19 protein-coding genes and 2 pseudogenes are annotated in these 20292 nt (G+C 70.3%); 17 read left to right on the top strand and 4 right to left on the bottom strand.

What is annotated here, in order from left to right:
- Nucleotides 1-23 precede the first annotated feature (23 nt).
- Nucleotides 24-1253 (bottom strand): ATP-binding protein, encoded by a 1230-nt coding sequence (locus OG289_RS00070; protein ID WP_327311937.1) that lies wholly within the window; start codon nucleotides 1251-1253, stop codon nucleotides 24-26.
- A gap of 223 nt (nucleotides 1254-1476) precedes the next feature.
- Nucleotides 1477-2826: an ATP-binding protein gene (locus OG289_RS00075; protein WP_327311938.1), complete on the bottom strand. Its 1350-nt coding sequence runs from the start codon at nucleotides 2824-2826 to the stop codon at nucleotides 1477-1479.
- 292 nt (nucleotides 2827-3118) lie between these two features.
- On the opposite strand from OG289_RS00075, the pseudogene OG289_RS49470 reads away from it, so the two are divergent.
- The 13 genes and pseudogenes from OG289_RS49470 to OG289_RS00145 all read left to right on the top strand — a co-directional run.
- Nucleotides 3119-3970 (top strand): annotated as a pseudogene (locus tag OG289_RS49470) (IS630 family transposase); the annotation flags it as partial.
- A 15-nt stretch (nucleotides 3971-3985) separates the two neighbouring features.
- The gene (locus OG289_RS00090) at nucleotides 3986-4645 is read left to right on the top strand and encodes an IS5 family transposase (protein WP_327320538.1); all 660 of its coding nucleotides are present in this window, start codon (nucleotides 3986-3988) and stop codon (nucleotides 4643-4645) included.
- Nucleotides 4646-5211: 566 nt separating this feature from the next.
- The gene (locus OG289_RS00095; protein ID WP_327311939.1) at nucleotides 5212-6513 is read left to right on the top strand and encodes an MFS transporter; all 1302 of its coding nucleotides are present in this window, start codon (nucleotides 5212-5214) and stop codon (nucleotides 6511-6513) included.
- Nucleotides 6514-7217: 704 nt separating this feature from the next.
- Nucleotides 7218-7544 (top strand): hypothetical protein, encoded by a 327-nt coding sequence (locus OG289_RS00100; RefSeq protein ID WP_327311940.1) that lies wholly within the window; start codon nucleotides 7218-7220, stop codon nucleotides 7542-7544.
- 80 nt (nucleotides 7545-7624) lie between these two features.
- Nucleotides 7625-7930, top strand: a complete 306-nt coding sequence (locus tag OG289_RS00105) for a DUF427 domain-containing protein (RefSeq protein ID WP_327311941.1) — start codon at nucleotides 7625-7627, stop codon at nucleotides 7928-7930.
- Nucleotides 7927-8508 (top strand): SRPBCC family protein, encoded by a 582-nt coding sequence (locus OG289_RS00110; protein ID WP_327311942.1) that lies wholly within the window; start codon nucleotides 7927-7929, stop codon nucleotides 8506-8508. Before OG289_RS00105 ends, OG289_RS00110 begins: the two co-directional genes overlap by 4 nt.
- A gap of 66 nt (nucleotides 8509-8574) precedes the next feature.
- Nucleotides 8575-9030, top strand: coding sequence for a MauE/DoxX family redox-associated membrane protein (locus OG289_RS00115; protein ID WP_327311943.1), 456 nt, complete (start codon nucleotides 8575-8577; stop codon nucleotides 9028-9030).
- Nucleotides 9031-9355: 325 nt separating this feature from the next.
- Nucleotides 9356-10930: a radical SAM protein gene (locus OG289_RS00120; protein ID WP_327311944.1), complete on the top strand. Its 1575-nt coding sequence runs from the start codon at nucleotides 9356-9358 to the stop codon at nucleotides 10928-10930.
- Nucleotides 10927-11748 carry a class I SAM-dependent methyltransferase gene (locus OG289_RS00125; RefSeq protein ID WP_327311945.1) on the top strand — a complete coding sequence of 274 codons (822 nt, stop codon included), beginning with the start codon at nucleotides 10927-10929 and terminating at the stop codon, nucleotides 11746-11748. Before OG289_RS00120 ends, OG289_RS00125 begins: the two co-directional genes overlap by 4 nt.
- Before the next feature lie 250 nt (nucleotides 11749-11998).
- Nucleotides 11999-12259: pseudogene (locus OG289_RS00130) on the top strand (haloacid dehalogenase type II); the annotation flags it as partial.
- 59 nt (nucleotides 12260-12318) lie between these two features.
- Entirely contained in the window at nucleotides 12319-12567 is a 249-nt protein-coding gene (locus OG289_RS00135) for an HAD hydrolase-like protein (RefSeq protein ID WP_327311946.1), read from the top strand.
- A 331-nt stretch (nucleotides 12568-12898) separates the two neighbouring features.
- Entirely contained in the window at nucleotides 12899-13384 is a 486-nt protein-coding gene (locus tag OG289_RS00140) for a hypothetical protein (protein WP_327311947.1), read from the top strand.
- 161 nt (nucleotides 13385-13545) lie between these two features.
- Nucleotides 13546-14259 (top strand): Crp/Fnr family transcriptional regulator, encoded by a 714-nt coding sequence (locus OG289_RS00145; protein ID WP_327311948.1) that lies wholly within the window; start codon nucleotides 13546-13548, stop codon nucleotides 14257-14259.
- Nucleotides 14260-14420: 161 nt separating this feature from the next.
- Here the strand turns inward: OG289_RS00145 and OG289_RS00150 are convergent, their stop codons facing one another.
- A complete protein-coding gene (locus OG289_RS00150) occupies nucleotides 14421-14717 on the bottom strand; it encodes a hypothetical protein (RefSeq protein ID WP_327311949.1) in 297 nt (98 codons plus the stop codon).
- Nucleotides 14678-14914 carry a site-specific integrase gene (locus OG289_RS00155; protein ID WP_327311950.1) on the bottom strand — a complete coding sequence of 79 codons (237 nt, stop codon included), beginning with the start codon at nucleotides 14912-14914 and terminating at the stop codon, nucleotides 14678-14680. Before OG289_RS00155 ends, OG289_RS00150 begins: the two co-directional genes overlap by 40 nt.
- A gap of 124 nt (nucleotides 14915-15038) precedes the next feature.
- Here OG289_RS00155 and OG289_RS00160 point away from each other — a divergent pair, with 124 nt between their 5' ends.
- The 4 genes from OG289_RS00160 to OG289_RS00175 all read left to right on the top strand — a co-directional run bounded on the left by OG289_RS00160 (nucleotide 15039) and on the right by OG289_RS00175 (nucleotide 19212).
- The gene (locus OG289_RS00160) at nucleotides 15039-16205 is read left to right on the top strand and encodes a sensor histidine kinase (RefSeq protein ID WP_327311951.1); all 1167 of its coding nucleotides are present in this window, start codon (nucleotides 15039-15041) and stop codon (nucleotides 16203-16205) included.
- Nucleotides 16205-16864, top strand: coding sequence for a response regulator transcription factor (locus tag OG289_RS00165; protein WP_327311952.1), 660 nt, complete (start codon nucleotides 16205-16207; stop codon nucleotides 16862-16864). Before OG289_RS00160 ends, OG289_RS00165 begins: the two co-directional genes overlap by 1 nt.
- 132 nt (nucleotides 16865-16996) lie before the next feature.
- Nucleotides 16997-17635 (top strand): GOLPH3/VPS74 family protein, encoded by a 639-nt coding sequence (locus tag OG289_RS00170; protein ID WP_327311953.1) that lies wholly within the window; start codon nucleotides 16997-16999, stop codon nucleotides 17633-17635.
- 14 nt (nucleotides 17636-17649) lie between these two features.
- Entirely contained in the window at nucleotides 17650-19212 is a 1563-nt protein-coding gene (locus OG289_RS00175) for a carboxylesterase/lipase family protein (protein WP_327311954.1), read from the top strand.
- Nucleotides 19213-20292: the final 1080 nt, after the last annotated feature.

A 20292-nucleotide genomic window follows, 5' to 3' on the forward strand; every position in this document is an offset into this window, starting at 1 on the left:
CCGCCTCTTGCACAGCGCTTGGTTCATAGCGGCGGCGCGACCCTCCTGAACAGCCGCCTCAGCAAAGCCCGGTCGACGGCCGCGTCAGCGGTGGTCAGCAGCGCGTTCTGCAGGTGGGCAGTCAGAGCGGCCCACATGCGGAACGCGCCGTGGGCGCACGACTGGTCGATCCACGTCAGATCCGGGGCCGCGACGGTGCGCCACAGCGGATGGAAGCCGGTCACCACGGCCGCCACTTCCGCTGCAGCCAGGCGCGGAACCTCCTGCCACCCGCCGATCCGCGATGCCAGCTGCGGCAGCCGGGCCAGCGCCCGCTCGCTGCCCGACCCGCACAGCACCAGCGTGATCCGCGTGCCGGGGTCGTCCCACAGGCTCTGCAGGTACTCCAGGCACGGCACAGGCAGGCGCTGCGCCTCATCGACCACCAGCACCCGCGCCTCACCCAAAGCCCCCACGACCGCGGCGTCGGCCAGCGCCGACGTGTGCGGGAAACGGCCCGGCAGCGCCAAAGCATCGAACACCGCCCGCCTCATGCCAGACACCGACGGGCGCACCGGCACCGGCACCCACGTCACCTTCCAGCCCGGCGGGACCTCGTGGAGCGCCATCCGCACGGCCGCGGTCTTGCCCCGGCCCGGGTCACCGAACACACACACCGCGCCCTCCGCCGCCATCGCCTGCCCGACCGCCTCGGCCACCGCCCGCACCGACGACGTCCGCACCAGCTGTGCTCCCGCCGGCAACGCCACACCCGCCATCGCACCGCTCTCCCCCGACGGCAGGACCGCGGACGCCGCCGCCGGCGCGGGGTGCGGCGGCCGGCGCGCCACCCCCTTCGCCGCGCCGCCCTCACGCATCCCGGCCAGCGCAAGGTCAACCAGCGCCTGCCGTGTCCGCTGCTCCTCCCGCTCCCGCCGCACCACCACACGATCCGGCAAGACCCTGCCGGCCTCCAGGTCCCGCCGCACCACCCGGTACAGCGACGCCAGCGACGGCACTTCTCCCCCGGCATCCTTCAAATGCCGGTGCAGCACCGACACGTTCCCGCCCGCCTGTGCCAGCACCTCCCACACCTGGTCGGACAACTCCAGCCGGGCCCGCGGCCTGCGCTCCACACGGCCCTCCGTCCGCGCCGCATCCAGCCAGCGCCACACCGTGCGCACATTCACCCCACCGACCTGCGCGCCCGCACGCACGTGCGCCGTGGTCAACGCCCCCGCCGCCTCGAGCTCCAGCAGCCGCGCAACCAGCACCGGCCTGGACACCCTCAACCCCGCCGCGACCTCACCCCACACGCCCGGCTCCCCCACCCCACACCCTCCCGACGCCCAAACCCGACGCCGACCACCGTGCCGCCGACCGGCCCTCGAAGGATCAGAAGTGCCGTTCCCATGACAGCGGAACAGGGAAGGGTGTAGCGCCCCATGACAGCCACGACGGCACCAGACACCGCCCCATGTCAGTGACTCCCCACGCTCAACACCCCACCAACAGCGAAAACACCCTGACCTGACATGCCGTCACTGACACCACCCACTGACACCACACCGGCACATCGCAGCCAAGACGCGCGCAGGCCTGCTCGATCAGCTCCCCATCCACCCGCCGTACGGGATCGCGCTCACGGGCCGCGTAGACATGCGACGTGATCTTCGCCCAGGTGCGGAAATTGCCGTGCGCCATCTGCTCGTCCACCCGCGCCAGGTCGTCCGGGTCCGCCTGCGCCCACACCGGATGGAACAGGCCCAGCGTCTGCTGCAGTTGAGACGGCTCAAGCCGGCCGACCTGGTGCCAGGTCAGCACCCGCGAGCGCAGCGCCGACGCCCGCGCCACAGCGCGTTCGCTTCCCGCCCCGCACAGCACCAGCGCCGCCGCGCAGCCCGGCGCGTCCCACAACTGCCGCAGATAGTCCAGCAAGGGCGGCGTCAGCCGCTGGGCGTCATCGACGACCAGCACACCCGGCTCGGCCAGAGTCCGCTCGAGAGCCTGACCGGCCGGCCCGGCCCGGTGCGTCAGCGCCCCCGACGGCAGCCCGAGCGCCTCACACAGGCAGGCCCGCAACTGCGGCAGACCGGGCGCGACCCCGGCCACCGCCCGCCACACCGGCACCCGGCCCGGCAAAAGACGCAACGCCTGCTCAACAGCGACCGTCTTGCCCAGCCCCGGATCCCCGTACACACAGCACATCCCGCGCGCCGCGACCGTATGACCCACCGCCTCCACCACCCCGGCCACCTGCCGCGTCGACACCAGCCGCGCCCCCGGCACGTACAACCGCACCCCACCGGCCCGCACCCCCGCATCCGCGGCGTCCTCCGGCACCGGCACGTCGGCGGGCGGCCCGTCGACAACAGCCGGTCCGTCCGCCCCGTCCGCGAACCCCAAGTCCGCCAGCGCCCGGTCATACGGACTCGGCTCCACCCCGGCGCGGGCCCCTGCCGGACGGGCCACCTCAAGCACCCGGCCCGCCCCCAGATCCCGCTTGATCACCCGGTGCAACGTCGGCAGCGACGGCACACACTGCGCACCCCATTCCTCCAACGCCCCCTCTTCCTGCGCCCGGAGCATCCTGCGCCGCAACTCCGCAACATTCCCGCCCGCCTGAGCCAGGACCTCCCACAAGGGATCACTCAGCGAAAACCCGTCCTGCCGCGGCCTCGCCTCGACATGGCCCCGGCGCCCATCGGCCAGCCACCGCCACACCGTCCGCTCCGACACCCCCGCCAGCTCCGCCGCGATCCGCACATGCAACCGCGACAGCGTCCCCTCCTCATCCACCGCAAGAAGCCGCCGCACCACCACACCCCGCGCCAACGACACACCCACCGGCGGCACCACACCAGCCGACCCCGCCCCAGCCCCACCCGCCGAAACCGTCACACGGCCCAGCCCACCCGACCCCGCCAGCCCCTCACACAGGAACAACGAAACCCATGACAGCCACAACCCGAGCTGCTAACCGCCCCACAACAGCCGCTTGGTCACCCCATGACAGCGACCACAACCCGGTCCCAGAACCACTACCAGGACCTCCACACCGCGATTCCGCTGACGCCCACCCACTGCCGCCCCACCGCCCACTCACACCAGCCGCCGCCCCGTACACCAACAAGCCCCCCTCCGAGCGTCACTCGAGCAGGAGCTCGCCAAGGGGCCGGTCGCGCACGGCTGGCCGGACCAGACGTGGACGCTGACCCGGATCAAGACGCTGATCGGGCGCCGGTTCCACAAGAGCATGACGTTGTCGGCGATCGCGCGGATGCTGCACCGGCACGGCTTCAGTCACCAGGTCCCGGCCCGCCGCGCGGTCGAGCGCGACGAGGAGGCCGTGGCGGGCTGGGTGAAGGAGACCTGGCCGCAGGTGGAAGGTCCGTGGCGGCGCTCGACGCCTGGCTGTGCTTCGAAGACGAAGCCGGCTTCTCGATGACGCCGCCCACCGCACGGACCTGGGCCCGGCGCGGACGCACACCCGTCATCCGGGTCCGGGGACGCTCCCAGCGCCGCTTCTCCATCGCCGCTCTGGCCTGCTACAAACATGGTGAACGCTCACGGCTGATCTACCGGCCCAAGCGGCATCTCGATCACAAGCGCGGCGGCAGACGCAGTTTCACCTGGACCGACTACCGCGACCTCCTCATCGCCGCATCAGCAGCTCGGCGCACCCATTGTGCTCGTGTGGGACAACCTCAACGTCCACAAGGACCGCCGACTGCGGGAGTTCATCGACACCCACGACTGGATCACCTGCCACTTCCTGCCGGCCTACGCACCGGACCTCAACCCAGTCGAGGGCATCTGGTCCCTGCTGCGGCGCAGCAGCCAGGTCAACACCGCCTTCACCGACCCCGACCACCTCATCAGCACGCTCCGACACGGCCTCCGCCAGATCCAGTACCGCAGCAACCTCATCAACGGATGCCTCGCCGAAACCCGCCTCACCTTGACGACATCACGGCGACAACGTCAGTAACTGGTCGCGGGCGGGATCTCCTGGCGGGCGATGCCCGCGGACTTCCCCGCATGGGCCCGGGTCTACGCCTTCTTCCGCCGCTGGCGCGAGCACGGGCTGATCGCCGAGTTCCACGACCGGCTGCGCGGGACGCTCCGTGAGCGCGAGGGCCGCGAGGCCGAGCCCACTGCGGGGATCATCGACGCGCAGTCGGTACGGGCCGCCGCGACGGTGCCTGCCGCCTCACGCGGCTACGACGGCGGGAAGAAGGTGCCGGGCCGCAAGCGGCACATCGTGACCGACTGCCTCGGCCTGCTCCTGGCCGTCGCGGTCACCGCCGCGAACATCGGCGACCGGGACGCCGCCGCGGGCCTGCTGACCCGGCTGCGCCGCCTGCACCGCGACATCACCCTCGTCTGGGCCGACGGCGGCTACACCGACTCCCTCGTCGGCTGGTGCCGGGACAAACTCGCCCTGACCTTGGAGATCGTCAAGCGCACCGACGACATGGCAGGGTTCGTGGTGCTGCCCAGGCGCTGGGTGGCCGAGCGCACGTTCGCGTGGCTGATGAACTCCCGCCGTCTGGCCCGGGACTACGAGACCCTGCCCGCCACCAGCGAGGCGATGATCCGGTGGTCGATGGTCACGCGGATGAGCCGGCGTCTGGGACGGCCACGGTCCGCCGGCCGGCACTGAACGCCCCCGATGCCTCCAGGAGGAGCCACCCGCGCTCCGCCAGGCGCCGGGCTTTCGACCGCAGTCCCCCGACCTTCGCCGGCATCGCGTCAAGGCCCAGCTCCACCGCGATCTCCTTGGCCCGAAGCGGTCCGTGACCCGTGGATCGCAAATCAACGGATCACGTTCGGTTGAGATACGGCTTCTCAAGGATGTCCCCACCGACGGACGCCCTCAACTGGTTGACCTCGGCATGCCCGTCTTCACTGACGACGCACCACCGCCTCAGCCAGACGAGTAGGTGCTTTTCTTCCTAGCGCGTTGAAGCACGGCGCTCCGAGATCCAGATGGTCAGCAGATCGAGCTTGCTCATTGCGACGGATCGTCGTTGCGGAGGGCTGGTGCCCGAGGTCACAATGCGTGGAGGTGCCGGGTGGTCATCCCGGCGAAGTGTTGGAGGCGCTGCTTGTGAACACAGCACCGCAGTGCGCCTCGCCATGCGCGCCAGACGCTGACCACTTCGCTTCGCCCACCGGCTGATCTGCTTCATTCACGGTGGGCGCTTCCCCTTATGGGAGACCACCGTAGTGTCCGAAGACTTCGGGACGGTTGATCGCCGTCCTCTGGCAACGGTTCTTGCCGCCAACCTCGTTTCGATCGCAGGGAATTGCCTTACGTACATGGGCGTGCCGTGGTTCGTGCTGCAGAGTACGGGCAGTGCCGCCGAAGCTGGGATCGTGGCGTTCTGCACACTGCTGCCCGCAGTGCTCGCTGCGCTCGTCAGCGGTCCGGTCATCGATCGGATGGGCCGACGGCGGGTGAGTGTCGCCTCGGATCTCGCCTGCGGGGTCGCCGTTGCGGCGATCCCGCTTCTGCAGTTCGCCGGCATCCTGCAGTTCTGGATGCTGTGCGTGCTGATGGCGATGACAGGGTTGTTCCGTTCGCCGGGTGAAACCGCTCGCGGCGTGCTGTTGCCCACGCTTGCCGAAAGCGCCGGAATGCCGCTGACCAGGGCTGCCGGGCTGTACGACGGTGCGGCACGCTGCGCGGCGCTGACGGCATCCGCTCTCGGAGGTGTGCTGATCGCCGTACTCGGAGCCGAGAACGTCCTGTTGGTGGATGCCGCGACCTTCGCCGTGGCCGCGCCACTGTTCGCGTTCGGAGTGCGCGGCCTGCCCGAGGCACAGCCCCAACGACGGGCCGAGCCGGCGTCGCTGCGAGCCTACCGTCGTGAACTCGCGGAAGGCTATCGCTTCCTGGCGGCCACGCCGCTGCTGCTGGGCCTGTGCCTGATGACGCTGGTCACCAGGGGCCTCGACCAGGGGTGGAGCGCCGTGCTCCTGCCCGTGCATGCCCGTGAGGAGCTTGATGGTGCCGTCGATCTCGGTCTGCTGAACGCGGCGTTCGGAGTTTGCGCTCTTACGGGGGCGCTGGTCTATGGGGCGGTGGGCAGCCGCTTTCGGCGGTGGCCCGTGTTCACTATCGCCTTTCTCATCGGGGGCCTGCCGCGCTTCGTGGTGGCCGCCTTCACCGACACCTCCACCCCGCTGGCCCTGACCATGGCGGTAGAGGGTCTCGCCTTCGGCGTACTCAACCCCATCATGGCCACCGTGACGTATGAGACGGTGCCGGAGGAACTACGCAGCCGCGTGCTGAGCGCGACAACGGCCTCGGTCCAGCTGGTCACTCCGCTGGGCGGACTGGCCGTGGGCTTCCTCGTGGATTCGGCCGGCCTGCCCTTCTCGCTGCTGGCGGTGGGTGGTGTGTATCTGCTCGCCACGCTGTGCCCGGTGATCTTCCCGGCCTGGAGAAGGATGGACAGCACTGGTTCTCCCCACGACAGGACGGAGGACTCGCTGCCGCAGCGTACGGGGGCGAAACGGATGTAGTCACGAGATGGCTGTTTCGGCGCTGCTCACGAACACCTGACGTCGGTGCTCCCCGTCGTGCTCAAGCGGGGGGCCCGGCCTTCTCAGTCCGGAAAAGTGCCGCGGTCACGGCCATGGCGCTGCACGCCGTCGTCTGCGGCGACGTCGAGCAGGCCGCCTAGTACGGCCTCACCGAGTCGGCTCAGGCGTTCGCCGACCGGGACCTGGTCGTGAAGCTGACCCACCGTGACCTCGCACGGCCCGTCGTCCAGCGATGACCTCCACGGTGCGAGAGACGGCCCGCCCGAGGCCTTCCGAACGACGCCGGTGGCGCGCTGCCACCGGCCGGGCGACCACTCCCGACCAGCGTCCAAACCGCTGCCAGCTCTCCGTGCCGCACCGATCCCCACCGGACCGGTGCTCTGCGGAGGACCGGCCAGACCCTGACGGCCCGCAATCGCGGCGATCGCCGCCCCCACTCCTGCACGTGCGCCGGTTGGGCAGACCGGACCCCGTGTCGCGTGCACAATCCGACCGCTCCTTCACCAGGAGGACTTCGTGCCCATCACCAGTGAGCCCGCGCTCGCCCCCTCCCCCTGTCTGACGGCCCGTTCCTGGCCGCCTTGGTCGGCGCGGGAGGTAGCGGCAAGAGTCGCATCGCCCGCCCTGGTGAGTGGTGGACGGTTCGTGCTGTACACCACGTTCAGGCGCGCGATCCTGGAGATATGGAGATAGAGGTTCTCGTGGTGTCAGGGTGTCCCCACCAGCAGCTTGCCGAGGAGCGGCTGCGGCAAGCGCTGGACGGTGCCGGGCTGCCCGGCGAGACCTTCACCACCAGGGTGATCGCGGATCAGGCTGAGGCCGAGCGGTCGGGCTTCACTGGTTCCCCGACAATTCTCATCGCCGGCCGCGATCCGTTCACCGAGCCGGACTCCTCGCCGTCGGTGGCCTGCCGGATCTACCGCACCCCGCATGGCCTGGCTGGTGCGCCCGAGACCGACCAGCTCCGGGAGGCCCTGCGCGATGCCGCTGACACGGGCGGCGGAGTGTAAGCGGGATCACCGTCGGGAGGCTGGTCGGCGCCTAGCGTCGTCGGCATGAACCACAAGGATCTCGTCGAAGGTGGCCAGTCATGATGCGCGCCGTGTGGAACGGCACCGTGCTCGCGGAGGTCGAACAGACCATCGTGGTGGAGGGCAGTCACTACTTCCCGCCCGAGTCGCTGCACCGCGAGTACTTCACCGTCAGCCGGACCAGGTCGCTGTGCTTTTGGAAGGGGCTCGCCCGCTACTACACGGTGACTGCCGGTGGGCAGACCAATGTGAACGCCGCCTGGTACTACCCGCGCCCGAGCCCACTGGCCCGGAAGATCAAGAATCACGTCGCCTTCTGGAACGGCATCGTGGTTGAGGAAGTCGCCCCGCGGGTGAGCCGGTGAGCGCCGCGCGTCGTCTGCGCATGGCGGCCTGGGCTGCCGGTGTGGGCGGGTCGCTGGCTGCCGCCTACCTGGGACTGGTGACCGGTGCCGTCCCGGTCGATGTCGGTGTGGGCCGCCGGACTCGGCCGCTGGGCCCGCAGACGGTCGACATCGCGGCCCCTCGAGAGACGGTGTTCGACGTGGTGGCCCGGCCGTATCTGGGCCGCACGCCGCGGGCGATGCGAGAGAAGCTGAATGTCCTGGAACGCGGCAGCGACATGGTTCTGGCTGAGCACTACACACCGATCGCCGACGGGCGACTGAAAGCGGTGACCGTGGAGAGCGTGCGCTTCGCCCGACCCGAGCGCATCGACTTCCGGCTGGTGCGCGGCCCGGTGCCGCACGTGACAGAGTCCTTCGTGCTGAGCGAGACGACGACGGCGACGCGGCTGGTGTACGAGGGGGAGCTGGGCACCGATCTGTGGCGGCTCGGCCAGTGGTGGGGCACGGCGGTGGCGGCCCGCTGGGAGGCCACGGTCGCTGCCTCGCTCGCCTCGGTCAAGGCCGAGGCCGAACGCCTTGCCGCATCGCGCCGGTGAGCGCGCGGCCGGTTCGGTGAGCGCGCTTACAGTTCCCCTCGCCTCGACGCCCGTAGCGTCACGGGCATGATCCTCCGTCTCGTCCTCGGCACGGTCTACGCGGCGATGGCCGTCGGCCAGCTCACCTCGATCACCGATATGCCGACGGTTCTCGGCGCGTACGGTCTGGTGCACGGCGCCGCGGCGGGCGTACTCGCCGCGGGGCTGATCGCCGGGGAGCTGGTGTGCGGGGTGTGGTTCCTGACCCGTCCGCGGTCGACGGCCATCACCCCCGGGTGGGTCTACACCGCCGTGTCCGTCGTCTGGACGGTGCTGGCCGTCCAGGCGTATGCGCGGGGGCTGGCCGTGGACAACTGCGGCTGCTTCGGGAACTACCTCACCCAACGGCTGAGCTGGTTCGTCCTCCTCCAGGACGGTTTCACGCTCGTGTACGCCGCCGTACTGCTGCGCACCACCCGTACAGCCGCTGCGAGGGGGACGACCGGTGGCGTGGAGGTGGATCGTGATGTCCGCATCCCGTGAACGCTGCTGCTTCGGTGGGACCGTCGCCGTTATCGGGACCTGTCCGGCCATGGTCATGTGCCGCCCCGGTCCGCTGCTTATGGGCGGAGTGGTGCTGGGCGCCGTCGTCGGCACGCTCGCGAATCCGTGGCCGATCATGCTCGACGATGGCTGCGCTTCTGGCCGGCACCGCCTGTGCCCTTTGGTGCCGAGGCCGGTGTCGCCGAGGCGCCGGTCCGGAGGACTGCTGCCCGACCGTGGGCGGAGCCGTACCCCAGCGGGACGACCCCCAGGACCGCGACGTCCGCTGACTGTTTGAGACTGCCCCTGTGAGAGGAGTTGTGCGATGACCCAGGCACCGGCGCCGAGGCGCAAGGTGGACCGGGACGAGGTGTTCGTGGAGTTCACCAAGTCGATCTGCCCGCTGTGCAAGACCCCCATCGACGCGCAGGTCAACATCCGCCAGAACAAGGTCTATCTGCGCAAACGCTGCCCCGACCACGGCGAGTTCGAGGCCTTGGTCTACGGGGATGCCGAGGAGTATCTGTCCTCGGCCCGCTTCAACAAGCCCGGCACCATCCCCCTCACCTTTCAGACCGAGGTGAAGGAGGGCTGCCCGTCGGACTGCGGGCTGTGCCCGGAGCACAAGCAGCACGCCTGCCTGGGGATCATCGAGGTCAACACCGGCTGCAACCTGGACTGCCCGATCTGCTTCGCCGACTCCGGCCATCAGAGCGACGGATACGCGATCACTCATGAGCAGTGCGAGCGGATGCTGGACGCGTTCGTGGCCTCCGAGGGGGAGGCGGAGGTGGTGATGTTCTCCGGCGGCGAGCCCACCATCCACAAGCACATCCTCGACTTCATCGACCTCGCCCAGGCCCGCCCGATCAAGAACGTCAACCTCAACACCAACGGCATCCGCCTGGCCACCGACAAGAACTTCGTCGCCGAACTCGGCAAACGCAATCAGGTGCCGGGCAAGTCGGTGAACATCTACCTGCAGTTCGACGGCTTCGACGAGCGCACCCATCGCGAGATCCGGGGCCGGGACCTGCGGACGTTCAAACAGCGTGCCCTGGACAACTGCGCCGATGCCGGGCTGACCGTCACCCTGGTGGCGGCCGTGGAACGGGGTCTGAACGAGCACGAACTCGGGGCGATCATCGAGTACGGCATCGACCATCCCGCTGTTCGCTCGGTCGCATTCCAGCCGGTCACCCACTCCGGTCGGCACGTGCCGTTCGACCCCCTGAACCGGCTCACCAACCCCGACGTCATCCGACTGATCAACGAGCAACGCCCGGGCTGGTTCCAGAAGGGCGACTTCTTCCCCGTACCGTGCTGCTTCCCCACCTGCCGCTCCATCACCTACCTCCTGGTGGACGGCGAACCGGGAAACCGCACCGTCGTGCCGATCCCGCGGCTGCTGAACGTCGAGGACTACCTCGACTACGTCACCAACCGGGTGATGCCCGACGCCGGGACCCGCGAGGCGCTGGAGAAGCTGTGGTCCGCCTCTGCCTTCATGGGCACCGCCACCACCGAGGAGAAGCTGCGGGCCACAGCCGAGGCCCTGGACTGCGCGGACGCCTGCGGCATCGACCTGCCCCAGGCCGTCAAGGACCTGGACGACAAGGCGTTCATGATCGTGGTCCAGGACTTCCAGGATCCCTACACCCTCAACGTCAAACAGCTGATGAAGTGCTGCGTCGAGGAGATCACCCCCGACGGGAGGCTCATTCCGTTCTGCGCGTACAACTCCGTCGGCTACCGCGAACAGGTCCGCGCCGCGATGTCCGGCGTGGCCGTCGCCGATGTTGTTCCGAACGCACTGCCGCTTGCCGACCGGCTCACGGTTACCCCGTACGGCTCCAAGACCGCCCTCACCGGGCCCACCGTCGAGGAAGACGCACGATGACCGACCGGAACCCGTTCCCGTCCGGCCCGACCGCCGACGAGCTCAAAGCCTGCTGTGCCGCCGCGTACTCCTCGGACGTGGTCGCACTGCTCCTGGGGGACTCCTATCATCCCGGCGGCACCGCCCTGACCCGCCACCTCGCCGACTGCCTGGCCCTGGGCGAGAACCACCGCATGCTCGACGTGGCCTCCGGCCGCGGCACCACCGCCCTGCTCCTCGCCGGCACCTACGGTGTTCAGGTCGGCGGCCTGGACTACTCGCCGGCCAACACCGCCCTCGCCCAGGGCGCAGCCCAGGCCGCGGGACTCGCCGAGCGAGCCGAGTTCACGACCGGGGACGCCGAACAGCTTCCCTACCCAGATGGCTTCTTCGACGCGCTGGTCTGCGAGTGCGCCCTGTGCACCTTCCCCGACAAGGCCCAGGCCGCCGCCGAGTTCGCCCGCGTCCTGAAACCCGGCGGCCGACTTGGCATCACCGACGTCACCATCGACCCTGCACACCTTCCCTCCGAGCTCACCGGCCTCAGCGCCCGCATCGCCTGCATCGCCGACGCCCGGCCACTGGAGGAGTACAGCCAGATCCTGGCCGCCGCAGGCCTACGCACCCGGCGCACCGAGCACCACGACCAGGCCATGCTGCGCATGATCAACCAGATCGAAGCACGGCTGAACCTGCTGCGCATGACCGCACCGGACAAGCTCACCGACGCCGGCGTCAAGCTCGACGCCGCCCCAGTCGTCCTCGAAGCAGCCCGCACGGCGGTCGCGGACGGTGTCCTCGGTTACGCCATGCTGATCGCCGAGCGCGTAACCGAGTAGGGGGTGTGAAGACGCGCCAAAGGGGCAATGCGGGCAGGTGTGCCCTGTCTGAGCCGACCACCCGGCGCCTGTGGGCCGGGAGGTCGGACGGCCCAGCGCCCCTCATCCCTGACGCCCCCCAGTTCCGAGGAGGACGGCAGCCTTGTCCGCCGAACGGCCGGTAGTACTGATCTTCGACGTCAACGAGACCCTCAGCGACCTGACCCCGCTGCGCGGCCGGTTCCAGGAGATCGGCGCCCCGGCGGACCTGATGCCGCTGTGGTTCGCCGGGATTCTCCGCGACGGGTTCGCGCTTGCGGCAGCCGACGCCTACGCGGACTTCGCCGACCTGGCCCGCGACAGCCTTCGCGGACTGCTGACGGGAACAGGGAGCCAGCCCACTGATCTGGAGACCGCGGTCGGCCACGTCGTGTCCGGATTCTCCGAGCTGGACGTGCACCCAGATGTGCCGGCCGGAGTGCGGGCACTACGCGCGGCCGGATACCGACTGGTGACCATGACCAACGGCAGCACCGCCCACACCGACAGACTCCTGGACAGGGCAGGCCTCCGGGACTGCTTCGACGCGCTGTGGGACGTCGCCGGTCCTCGACGTGGAAGCCACACCCCCGCGCCTACCGCTACGCGGTCGAACACGCCCGTGTTCGCCCTGAGCAGGCGATGCTGGTCGCCACCCACCCGTGGGATGTCGACGGCGCCCAGCGGGCAGGGTTGTCCGGCGCCTGGCTGCGACGCGGGCGTACCGCCTACCCGAGTTCGCTGACCGAGCCCGCCCTCGCCGCGGAGGACCGGGCAGAACTCGCGCGTCTCCTCGGCTGACTCGCGTGGCGGCCATCGCCACGTGGGCGGTGCAGGTCGAGACGGCGGACGCCGTCGGCATCTATCCGCAGCACCATGCCCGACCGGGCCTCATCTGCTGGGCACGGCCACCGCGCCGCAGGCCATCCGTCCCGTATCACCACCGGCATGTGCTGCCGCTGCCCTGCGCGGGGTCCTTACAACGTTCCCCCGGGGAGCGGGGGCAGCCGGACGTGGGCCGGCATCGATTACTGGCGTGTAGGTAAGGGCGGTCACATACCGGCCCGAGCCATGCGATCTAGCGTCGGCGGTGAAAGAGACAGAGCGAGCTCATCCGGAGGAGATGATCAGCATGGCCACTGCAGCGCACGTATCCCCCAAGACCGCCGAGATCCCGATCCACGCCGTCTGGGGCGCCGCAGCCGGGCTGGTCGGCGGCATCGGCTTCGGCATCTGGATGTCGGTCTCCCGGCCGATCATGGACACCGCGATGATCACCATGGTTGCGGGGCTGCTCGGCTCGACGAACGCCTTCGTTGGCTGGCTGGTCCACCTCGCGATCGCGCTGTTCGCCGGCACTGCCTTCGGTATCGTGTTCGGTCACCTTGCGCAGCGCCTCGCGCCGGCCGTCGTTCTCGGCCTGGTCTACGGCGCGGTGTGGTGGTTCCTCGGGGCCCTGTGGATCATGCCGGCCAACCTGGGCATGCCGGTCTTCGAATGGCACGACGTCACCGCCTCCAGCCTCGGCGCTCACCTCGTCTTCGGCCTCCTGGCCGGTCTCACCTTCTTCGGCATTGCCCAGATGGCGGGCAGTCGGACCGGCCGGCCCGCAGCATGACACCGATACCACCAGGGTCATCGCCTCTCCGGGGCGCTGAATCCCTCCCCGGCGTCCCGGAGGACTACTGTCTGGCCAACAGCGCGGGCGCGCTGGCCAGCCCGGCGTGGGGAGCCGCACCCCCGCCGTGGGCACCGGGACGACGCGAGGAACCACATCACATGAACCACACCGGTGACGATGTCGAGAAGACCTGGTGCATCTCCGAAGTCGACATCTTCCGCGACCTGAGCGACGCGGAGATGGACGCCATCGCCGCCGCGGCACCGATGAAGACCTACAGCACAGGCGAGCTGCTGCACTCACCCTCCCAGCCCTCCGAAGTGCTGTTCATCCTAAAAAGGGGCCGGGTGCGGATCTTCCGGGTCTCCGCCGACGGACGCGCCCTGACCTGCGCGATCATCAGCCCGGGCACCATCTTCGGCGAGATGGCCCTGCTCGGGCAGCGAATGTACGACAACTTCGCCGAGGCCCTCGACGAAGTTGTCGTGTGCGTCATGAGCCGCGCCGACGTGCAGAAGTTCCTGCTGTCCGACGCACGGATCGCCGCTCGCATCACAGAGATCCTCGGCCAACGCCTCGCCGACCTTGAGCAACGCCTGTCCGACAGCATCTTCAAGTCCGTTCCCCAGCGCATCGCAACCACGCTGACCACCCTCGCTACCCGCTCCGACACCCCTGTAGGCAAGCTCCGGCCAGGCGCGCACCATCCGCAGATCGCCCTGACCCACGAACAACTCGCCGCCCTGGCCGGCACCTCCCGCGAAACCACCACCAAGGTCCTGCGCGAGTTCGCCGACCACGGCCTGCTCCGCCTGGCCCGCGGTCGCATCACCGTCCTGGACCCCGCCCGCCTGCTCGATGAGGCCGGGTAATCCTGTCGAGACCGACGCCGACACTCTGGACACGGCGGCACCGTCCCGGACGCCTGCTGCGGCACCACCGCCTGCTCACGCCCGAGGAAAAGGCCGGCGCCCCATCCCAGACCCCGAGCGAGACGAAGGTCGCAGCCGGGTGCGCCTGCGGCACTGAACCGCTACCTGACGAACGGGGCCTGCGTCGGCAGGACACGCACGACCGCATGGCGGTCGGCGAACTGCTGACGCAGGTGACTGTTCTCCACTGTGGCCTGATGCAGGGAGCCCACCAGCGCCTCGACATCCGCTTTCAGCCGGGCGACCTCCTTCGCGTCGGCAGCCCGGAGCTCCTTGAGCCGCCGGACCTGCTGGCGTAGACGCCGCTCGCTGTCCGGCACCCCGCCCCGGGCACGGACCCTGCCGTAAAACTCCGCCTTCAGGTCCGTGTGCCGCTGGGTGAGAGCGTTGCGCGGCACACCGGCTTCGAGTACACGCCCGGCTGGCGCGCCGGGCGCGATCGTTGCAGCCAGACGAAGAACTCCGCGAGGTCCTCGAGGCCCAGGTGCCGGAAGTCGGCGTCGCGTTGGCTGGTCCACTCGAAGAAGTCCCGCAGATCGTGCGCGTACGCCTCCACGGTGTGGGGCGAGCGTCCTTGATGCTGTCCGCTGTCCACGGCTGAACGCGCTTGGGGCCCTCCATATTTCGTGGGCCTAGCCCACGGCTGTCGGCCTCGACGGCCATCGTGAGGCGATGGTCTCCTGAGCGGTCAGGCCCGCGAGCCTGGTTATGGTCGGGGCGTGGATCGCTGCAGCAGACAGTCGGACGACGTGTTCGCCGGGGTAGCGCGGGGAGAGGTGTCGCCCCGGGCTGCCCGGGCGCTGTGGTGGGGGTCGGCCAGTCTGGTGCTCGCTGTCCTCGGCACCTCGGTGCTCGTCGCCGGCGCGGAGCGCGGCTGGCGACTGCCCGTGGCCGTGGCCCTGGTTCTTGTGCAGGTCTGTGCCCTGAGGTGGCAGACGCGTGCCCCGGTTGCCGTACTAACCGTGAATGCGGCGGCGGGGCTCGCGGTGTGGGCGTTGCTGCCTGCGGTGACCTTGACGGGAGCGCTGCTCGCGGCGCAGGTCTCGTTGTGCGTGCTGTCGGCCACCAGGCCGCGGCGGGTGTCGGTGGGGGCACTGGCGGCGATGTGCCTGCCGGCGCTGCTGGCGTTCGGGGTGGGCGGCCTGGCGGGTCTGACGGTCTATCTGCTGACGGTGGTTTTGGCGTGGACCGCGGGGCAGTGGCGCAGGGCGCAGCAGGCGCGGATGAGGGCGGAGATGCGCCGGGCTGTGGTGGAGGAGCGCGCGCGGATCGCCCGCGAGGTGCACGACGTCGTGGCGCACACCCTGTCGGTGATGGTCATTCAGGCGGGCGCCGCCGGCGACGTGTTCACCCAGCGGCCCGAACAGGCCCGTCAGGCGCTGCGGGCCATTGAGACGGGCGCCCGCTCGGCGCTGGGCGAGCTGCGCCTGCTGCTGCGGGCGTTCCGGCCCGACGCGGGGGAGGACGGAGCCGGGAAGCAGCGGGAGCCGGGACCCTCGCTCGCCCGCCTGGACGAGCTGGCCGACACCGTGCGCGCGACCGGGATGACCGTGCATGTGCACCACGAGGGCGCCATCGAAGGGCTGCCGGCCACGGTGGACCTAGCGGCGTACCGGATCGTCCAGGAGGCCCTCACCAACACGCTGCGCCACGCGGCCGGCGCCGACAAGGTGAGCGTGCGCGTGACAGTCGAAGGGGAGTGTGTGAAGGTTGCGGTGGTCGACAACGGGCGTACGCCGCAAGGCCGTTCGGCCGCAGCGGGGGCGGGGCGAGGTCTTGTGGGGATGAAGGAGCGCGCACGGCTCGTGGGCGGCAGCCTGCGCGCCGGTCCGCTGCCTCAAGGCGGGTTCGAGGTGGCGGCGCAGCTGCCGGTGGAGGGCGCGTGATGACGCTGCGCGTGGTGGTGGCCGACGACCAGGCCCTGGTCCGTACCGGATTCCGCATGATCATCGACGCCCGGGACGACCTCGAGGTGGTCGGTGAGGCGTCCGACGGCCAGGAGGCGGTGCGGCTGACGCGGGAACTGGCGCCCGACGTGGTGCTGATGGACGTACGCATGCCCGTCGTGGACGGCATCGAGGCAACCCGGCAGATTGCGGAGTCGGGTAGTGGGGCCCGGGTGCTCGTGCTGACCACCTGGGACGTGGACGCGCACGTGGTCGCCGCCCTGCGGGCGGGGGCGAGCGGCTTCCTGCTCAAGGACATGCGCCCCGCCGAACTCGTCGACGCGATCCGCCTCACCGCGCGCGGCGACGCGCTGCTGGCGCCGACCGTGCTGAGCCGCGTCCTCGACCGGTTCCTGCGCACCACGCCCGACCCGGCGCCACCGCCCTCCCTGGGGAAGCTCTCCGGCCGCGAGCGGGAGGTGCTCACCCTGATCGGGCAGGCGCTGTCGAACGCGGAGATCGCCGAGCGGCTGCGCCTGTCGGAGGCCACCGTCAAGAACCATGTCACCGCGGTGCTGCGCAAACTGGGCCTGCGCGACCGCGTGCAGGCCGTCGTCGCCGCCTACGACCACGACCTCGTGCAGCCGCGCCGCCCCTGACCGCCGCCGCCTCCTCCTCGTCACACCCTCCTCCTGAAGGAGGAGGCCGGGCCGCGATCCTCCTGTGTTCCCAGTGCCAGTCCGTTCCCGTGGCCGATCCGTGGCCGGGGTAGTCGGCCATAGCATCGAGGTGTGACCGACGACCTGGCCTGCCTCATGTATCTGCTTGCCTACGACGACGCGACCGAAGGCCCCTACGACCGTTCCCGCACGGAGCTGCTGGTCCGTGCCGCCGCCCTGGTCGACCTCGCGTTGCGCGGCCGTCTGGGGGAGGTGGACGGCACGGTCACCGTGTCCGGCACGCAACCCACCGGCGACCTGGTCCTGGACGGTGTGCTGCGCGACGCCGCCGCCGGGCACGGCTGGAAGCACCTCGTGCGCCGCCACCGCAAGCGGACCCTGACGCAGGTGGAGGACCGGCTCGCTACGGCGGGACTCCTCACCGTGAAGGCGCCCCGCACCCGCTTCGGCACACGGCGGCTGACCGTGAGCGACCGCGCCGTGCCCGCCGCACTGCGGGCCCGCGTGTCCGTGGCACTGCACGGGGACGGCCCCGTGACCGAGATCCACGCCGGCGACGCCGCACTGCTGGCGCTGGCCGCGGTGGGCGGCATCCGCTCGGTTGTCTCACGGCAGGACCACAATACCTTCCGGGCCCGTATCGACGCCTGCACGGGGCATCTCGCCACCTTCGCGCCGGGCCTGGAGAAAGCGGTACGCACACTGCCGACGACCATGATCGCCGCGCAGGGCGGCATGGGCGGCAGCTGACCGAACGGGAGACCATGAGCATGCACCGCATCCTGACCACCCTGGGCTGCGCCTTGACCGCCGTGCTCGCGACGGCCTGGTCCGCAGCGCCACCGACCCAGCCCGCCCGGCCCCCCGTCACGACGGTACGTATCCACGACGGCCCGGTGCGGGGCGCCGCCCACGACGGCTACCGCACCTTCGAGGGCATCCCCTACGCGGCGCCCCCGGTCGGCAGGCTGCGCTGGGCGCCGCCCCGCCGCGCGGCCCCCTGGTCCGGGGTACGGGACGCGACCCGGCCCGCGAGCGCCTGCCCGCAGCCGGCCGGCGAGGTGCCCGGCGGCAGCACCGACGAGGACTGTCTGCACCTGAACGTCACCACGCCCGACGGTGCGGGACGGGCTCACCCCCGGCCGGTGGTCGTATGGCTGCACGGCGGCGGCTTCACCTCCGGAGCGGGCAGCTCCTACGACGCCCACCGCATGGCCACCCGCGGCGACGTCGTGGTCGTCACCGTCAACTACCGCCTCGGGGCCCTCGGTTTCCTCGCGCACAGCGGGCTGCCCGGCTCCGGCACCTTCGGCCTGGCCGACCAGCAGGCGGCGCTGCGCTGGGTCCGCGCCGAGATCAGCGCCTTCGGCGGCGACGCGCACAACGTGACGCTGGCCGGCGAGTCGGCGGGCGGCTACAGCGTCTGCGCCCAGCTCGCCTCGCCCGCTGCCGCGGGGCTCTTCGACCGGGCGCTCATCGAGAGCGGCCCGTGCACAGGCCGCCCCGACCGGCCGTTCGCCCCGTCCTCCGTTCCCCTGTCCGCGGCGCGCGCCGCGGGCGCGGGCCTCGCGGCGAAGGTCGGCTGCGGCTCTGCCCGCGACGTGATGGCCTGCCTGCGGCGTGTGGACGTCTCGCGTCTGCTCGCGTCTCAGGACACCGATCAACAGCCCGCGTACACCACCCCGTTGCTGCCCCGCGACCCAGCAGCGGCGATCACGGACGGCCGCTTCCACCGCGTCCCCGTGCTCATCGGCAACAACCACGACGAGGGCAACGGCTGGGCCGCCGGGATTATCCAGGCCAGCCATCCCGTCACGCCCTCCACCTGGCCCGATGTCGTGGCCGCCTTCTTCCCCTCCCCGGGGCAGGCGAAGGCGATCGTCCGCGAGTACCCGGTGCATCGCACCGACGGGGGCCCGGTCTTCGGCGCAGTCATCGGCGACGCCGACTTCGCCTGCCCGACGGCGCGCACCGACGGCCTGCTCACCGCCCATGTGCCCGTCTGGCGCTACGAGTTCGCCGACGAGCACGCCCCACCGCTCACCCCGGGCACACCGCCGTTCCCGCTCGGCGCACCGCACGCGAGCGAACTGCCCTACCTGTTCGACCTGGGCGGCCGCCCCCGCGACCTGACCGCGGCACAGCACCGGCTGGCCGACACCATGATCGACTACTGGACCCGCTTCGCCCGCACCGCCGACCCCAACGGCCCGTCGTCCCCGCACTGGTCCCGGCAGACGGTGCTGTCCCTGAAGCCGGACCACATCGTCCCCACCCGCACGGCACAGCCCCGCCACCACTGCACGTTCTGGAACGCCCTCGGATGACCACGGACAGGTCAGGGTCCGCCGACCAGGCCGGCGGACCCTTAGCTTGACTCCATCGGGGATCTTGGATGGTCGGCCTGGCCTTCCGGCACACCCAACTCGTCCAACCGCTGGTCTAGTTCGGCGAACAAGGAGATGAACTCCCGCATGAGCGCCGTCGCCTCGCGAGGCCAAGGCCGCCCCCGGCGAGTGAAGTGCACCCGCCATCCTGCGATCGACATGGGGCCGGACAATAGTCCGTGGACAGCTCAACAGCGCATAACCGAAGTGGGACGGATTCCGGGCGCTGGTCTCCGTCGACGCGGGGCAAGTGGTGCTGCGCTCCAGGCGCGGCACCGAGATGGGGCCGTTTCTCTCTCGACTCTGTTCTGTTGCATGCAGAGGGTCCTGTGCCAGGAAACGCGCAGGCAGTCACCCTTGCCGATCTGACAGACCGGACAACAGGGCGGAAGCGTTCGGCGCCAACTGCTCTCGAACGTTGTTGGCCCCAACCGAGACCCTGAGGAGAGGGGGTCGGGCCGGTTGCCCCTCTCGCTGGGGGCGGACCGTGGCAGAATGCCACCATGGTTCTGATCCGAAAGGGCGATGCCGCGTAGGCGTCCGAAGGCCGTCCGCGCCGAGCGGTGGCGGCCACCCAAGCACCTGCCGGTCCGTCGGATCTCGGGCGTATCAGCTCGAACTCGGGCAGCGGTGCGACGTGTTGAAGCCGAATACCTGTGGCCGGACGCAGTTGCTGATGCTCTCAGCCGGTTCGAATGGGCTTTCAGGCAGCCGGGACGATATCTGATTGGTCCTGGCGAGAGTCCCGGCATCGAGATCGAGGACGGACGAGATGACCTAGAAGTCGCCCTGCTGCATCTGCCCAGAGGAGCCCGAGCAGATCTGGGCCGCTTGGTGGAGCGAATCGATGTGGAGTTCGAACGTCGGACTCTTCCGAACCCGGGTTGGGTGAGCGGGTGGACGGCGGGGCGCTGGTGGTGGTGGCGCATTCGGGAACGGTGATGCCGGCGTCAGTGGGACCCGGGTGGTGTGTGGGGTGGGCTTTGGTCACGCCGGGACAGAAAGCCATGCGTGGGGAGT

It is taken from the genome of Streptomyces sp. NBC_01235 (assembly GCF_035989285.1).
Lineage (GTDB): Bacteria > Actinomycetota > Actinomycetes > Streptomycetales > Streptomycetaceae > Streptomyces.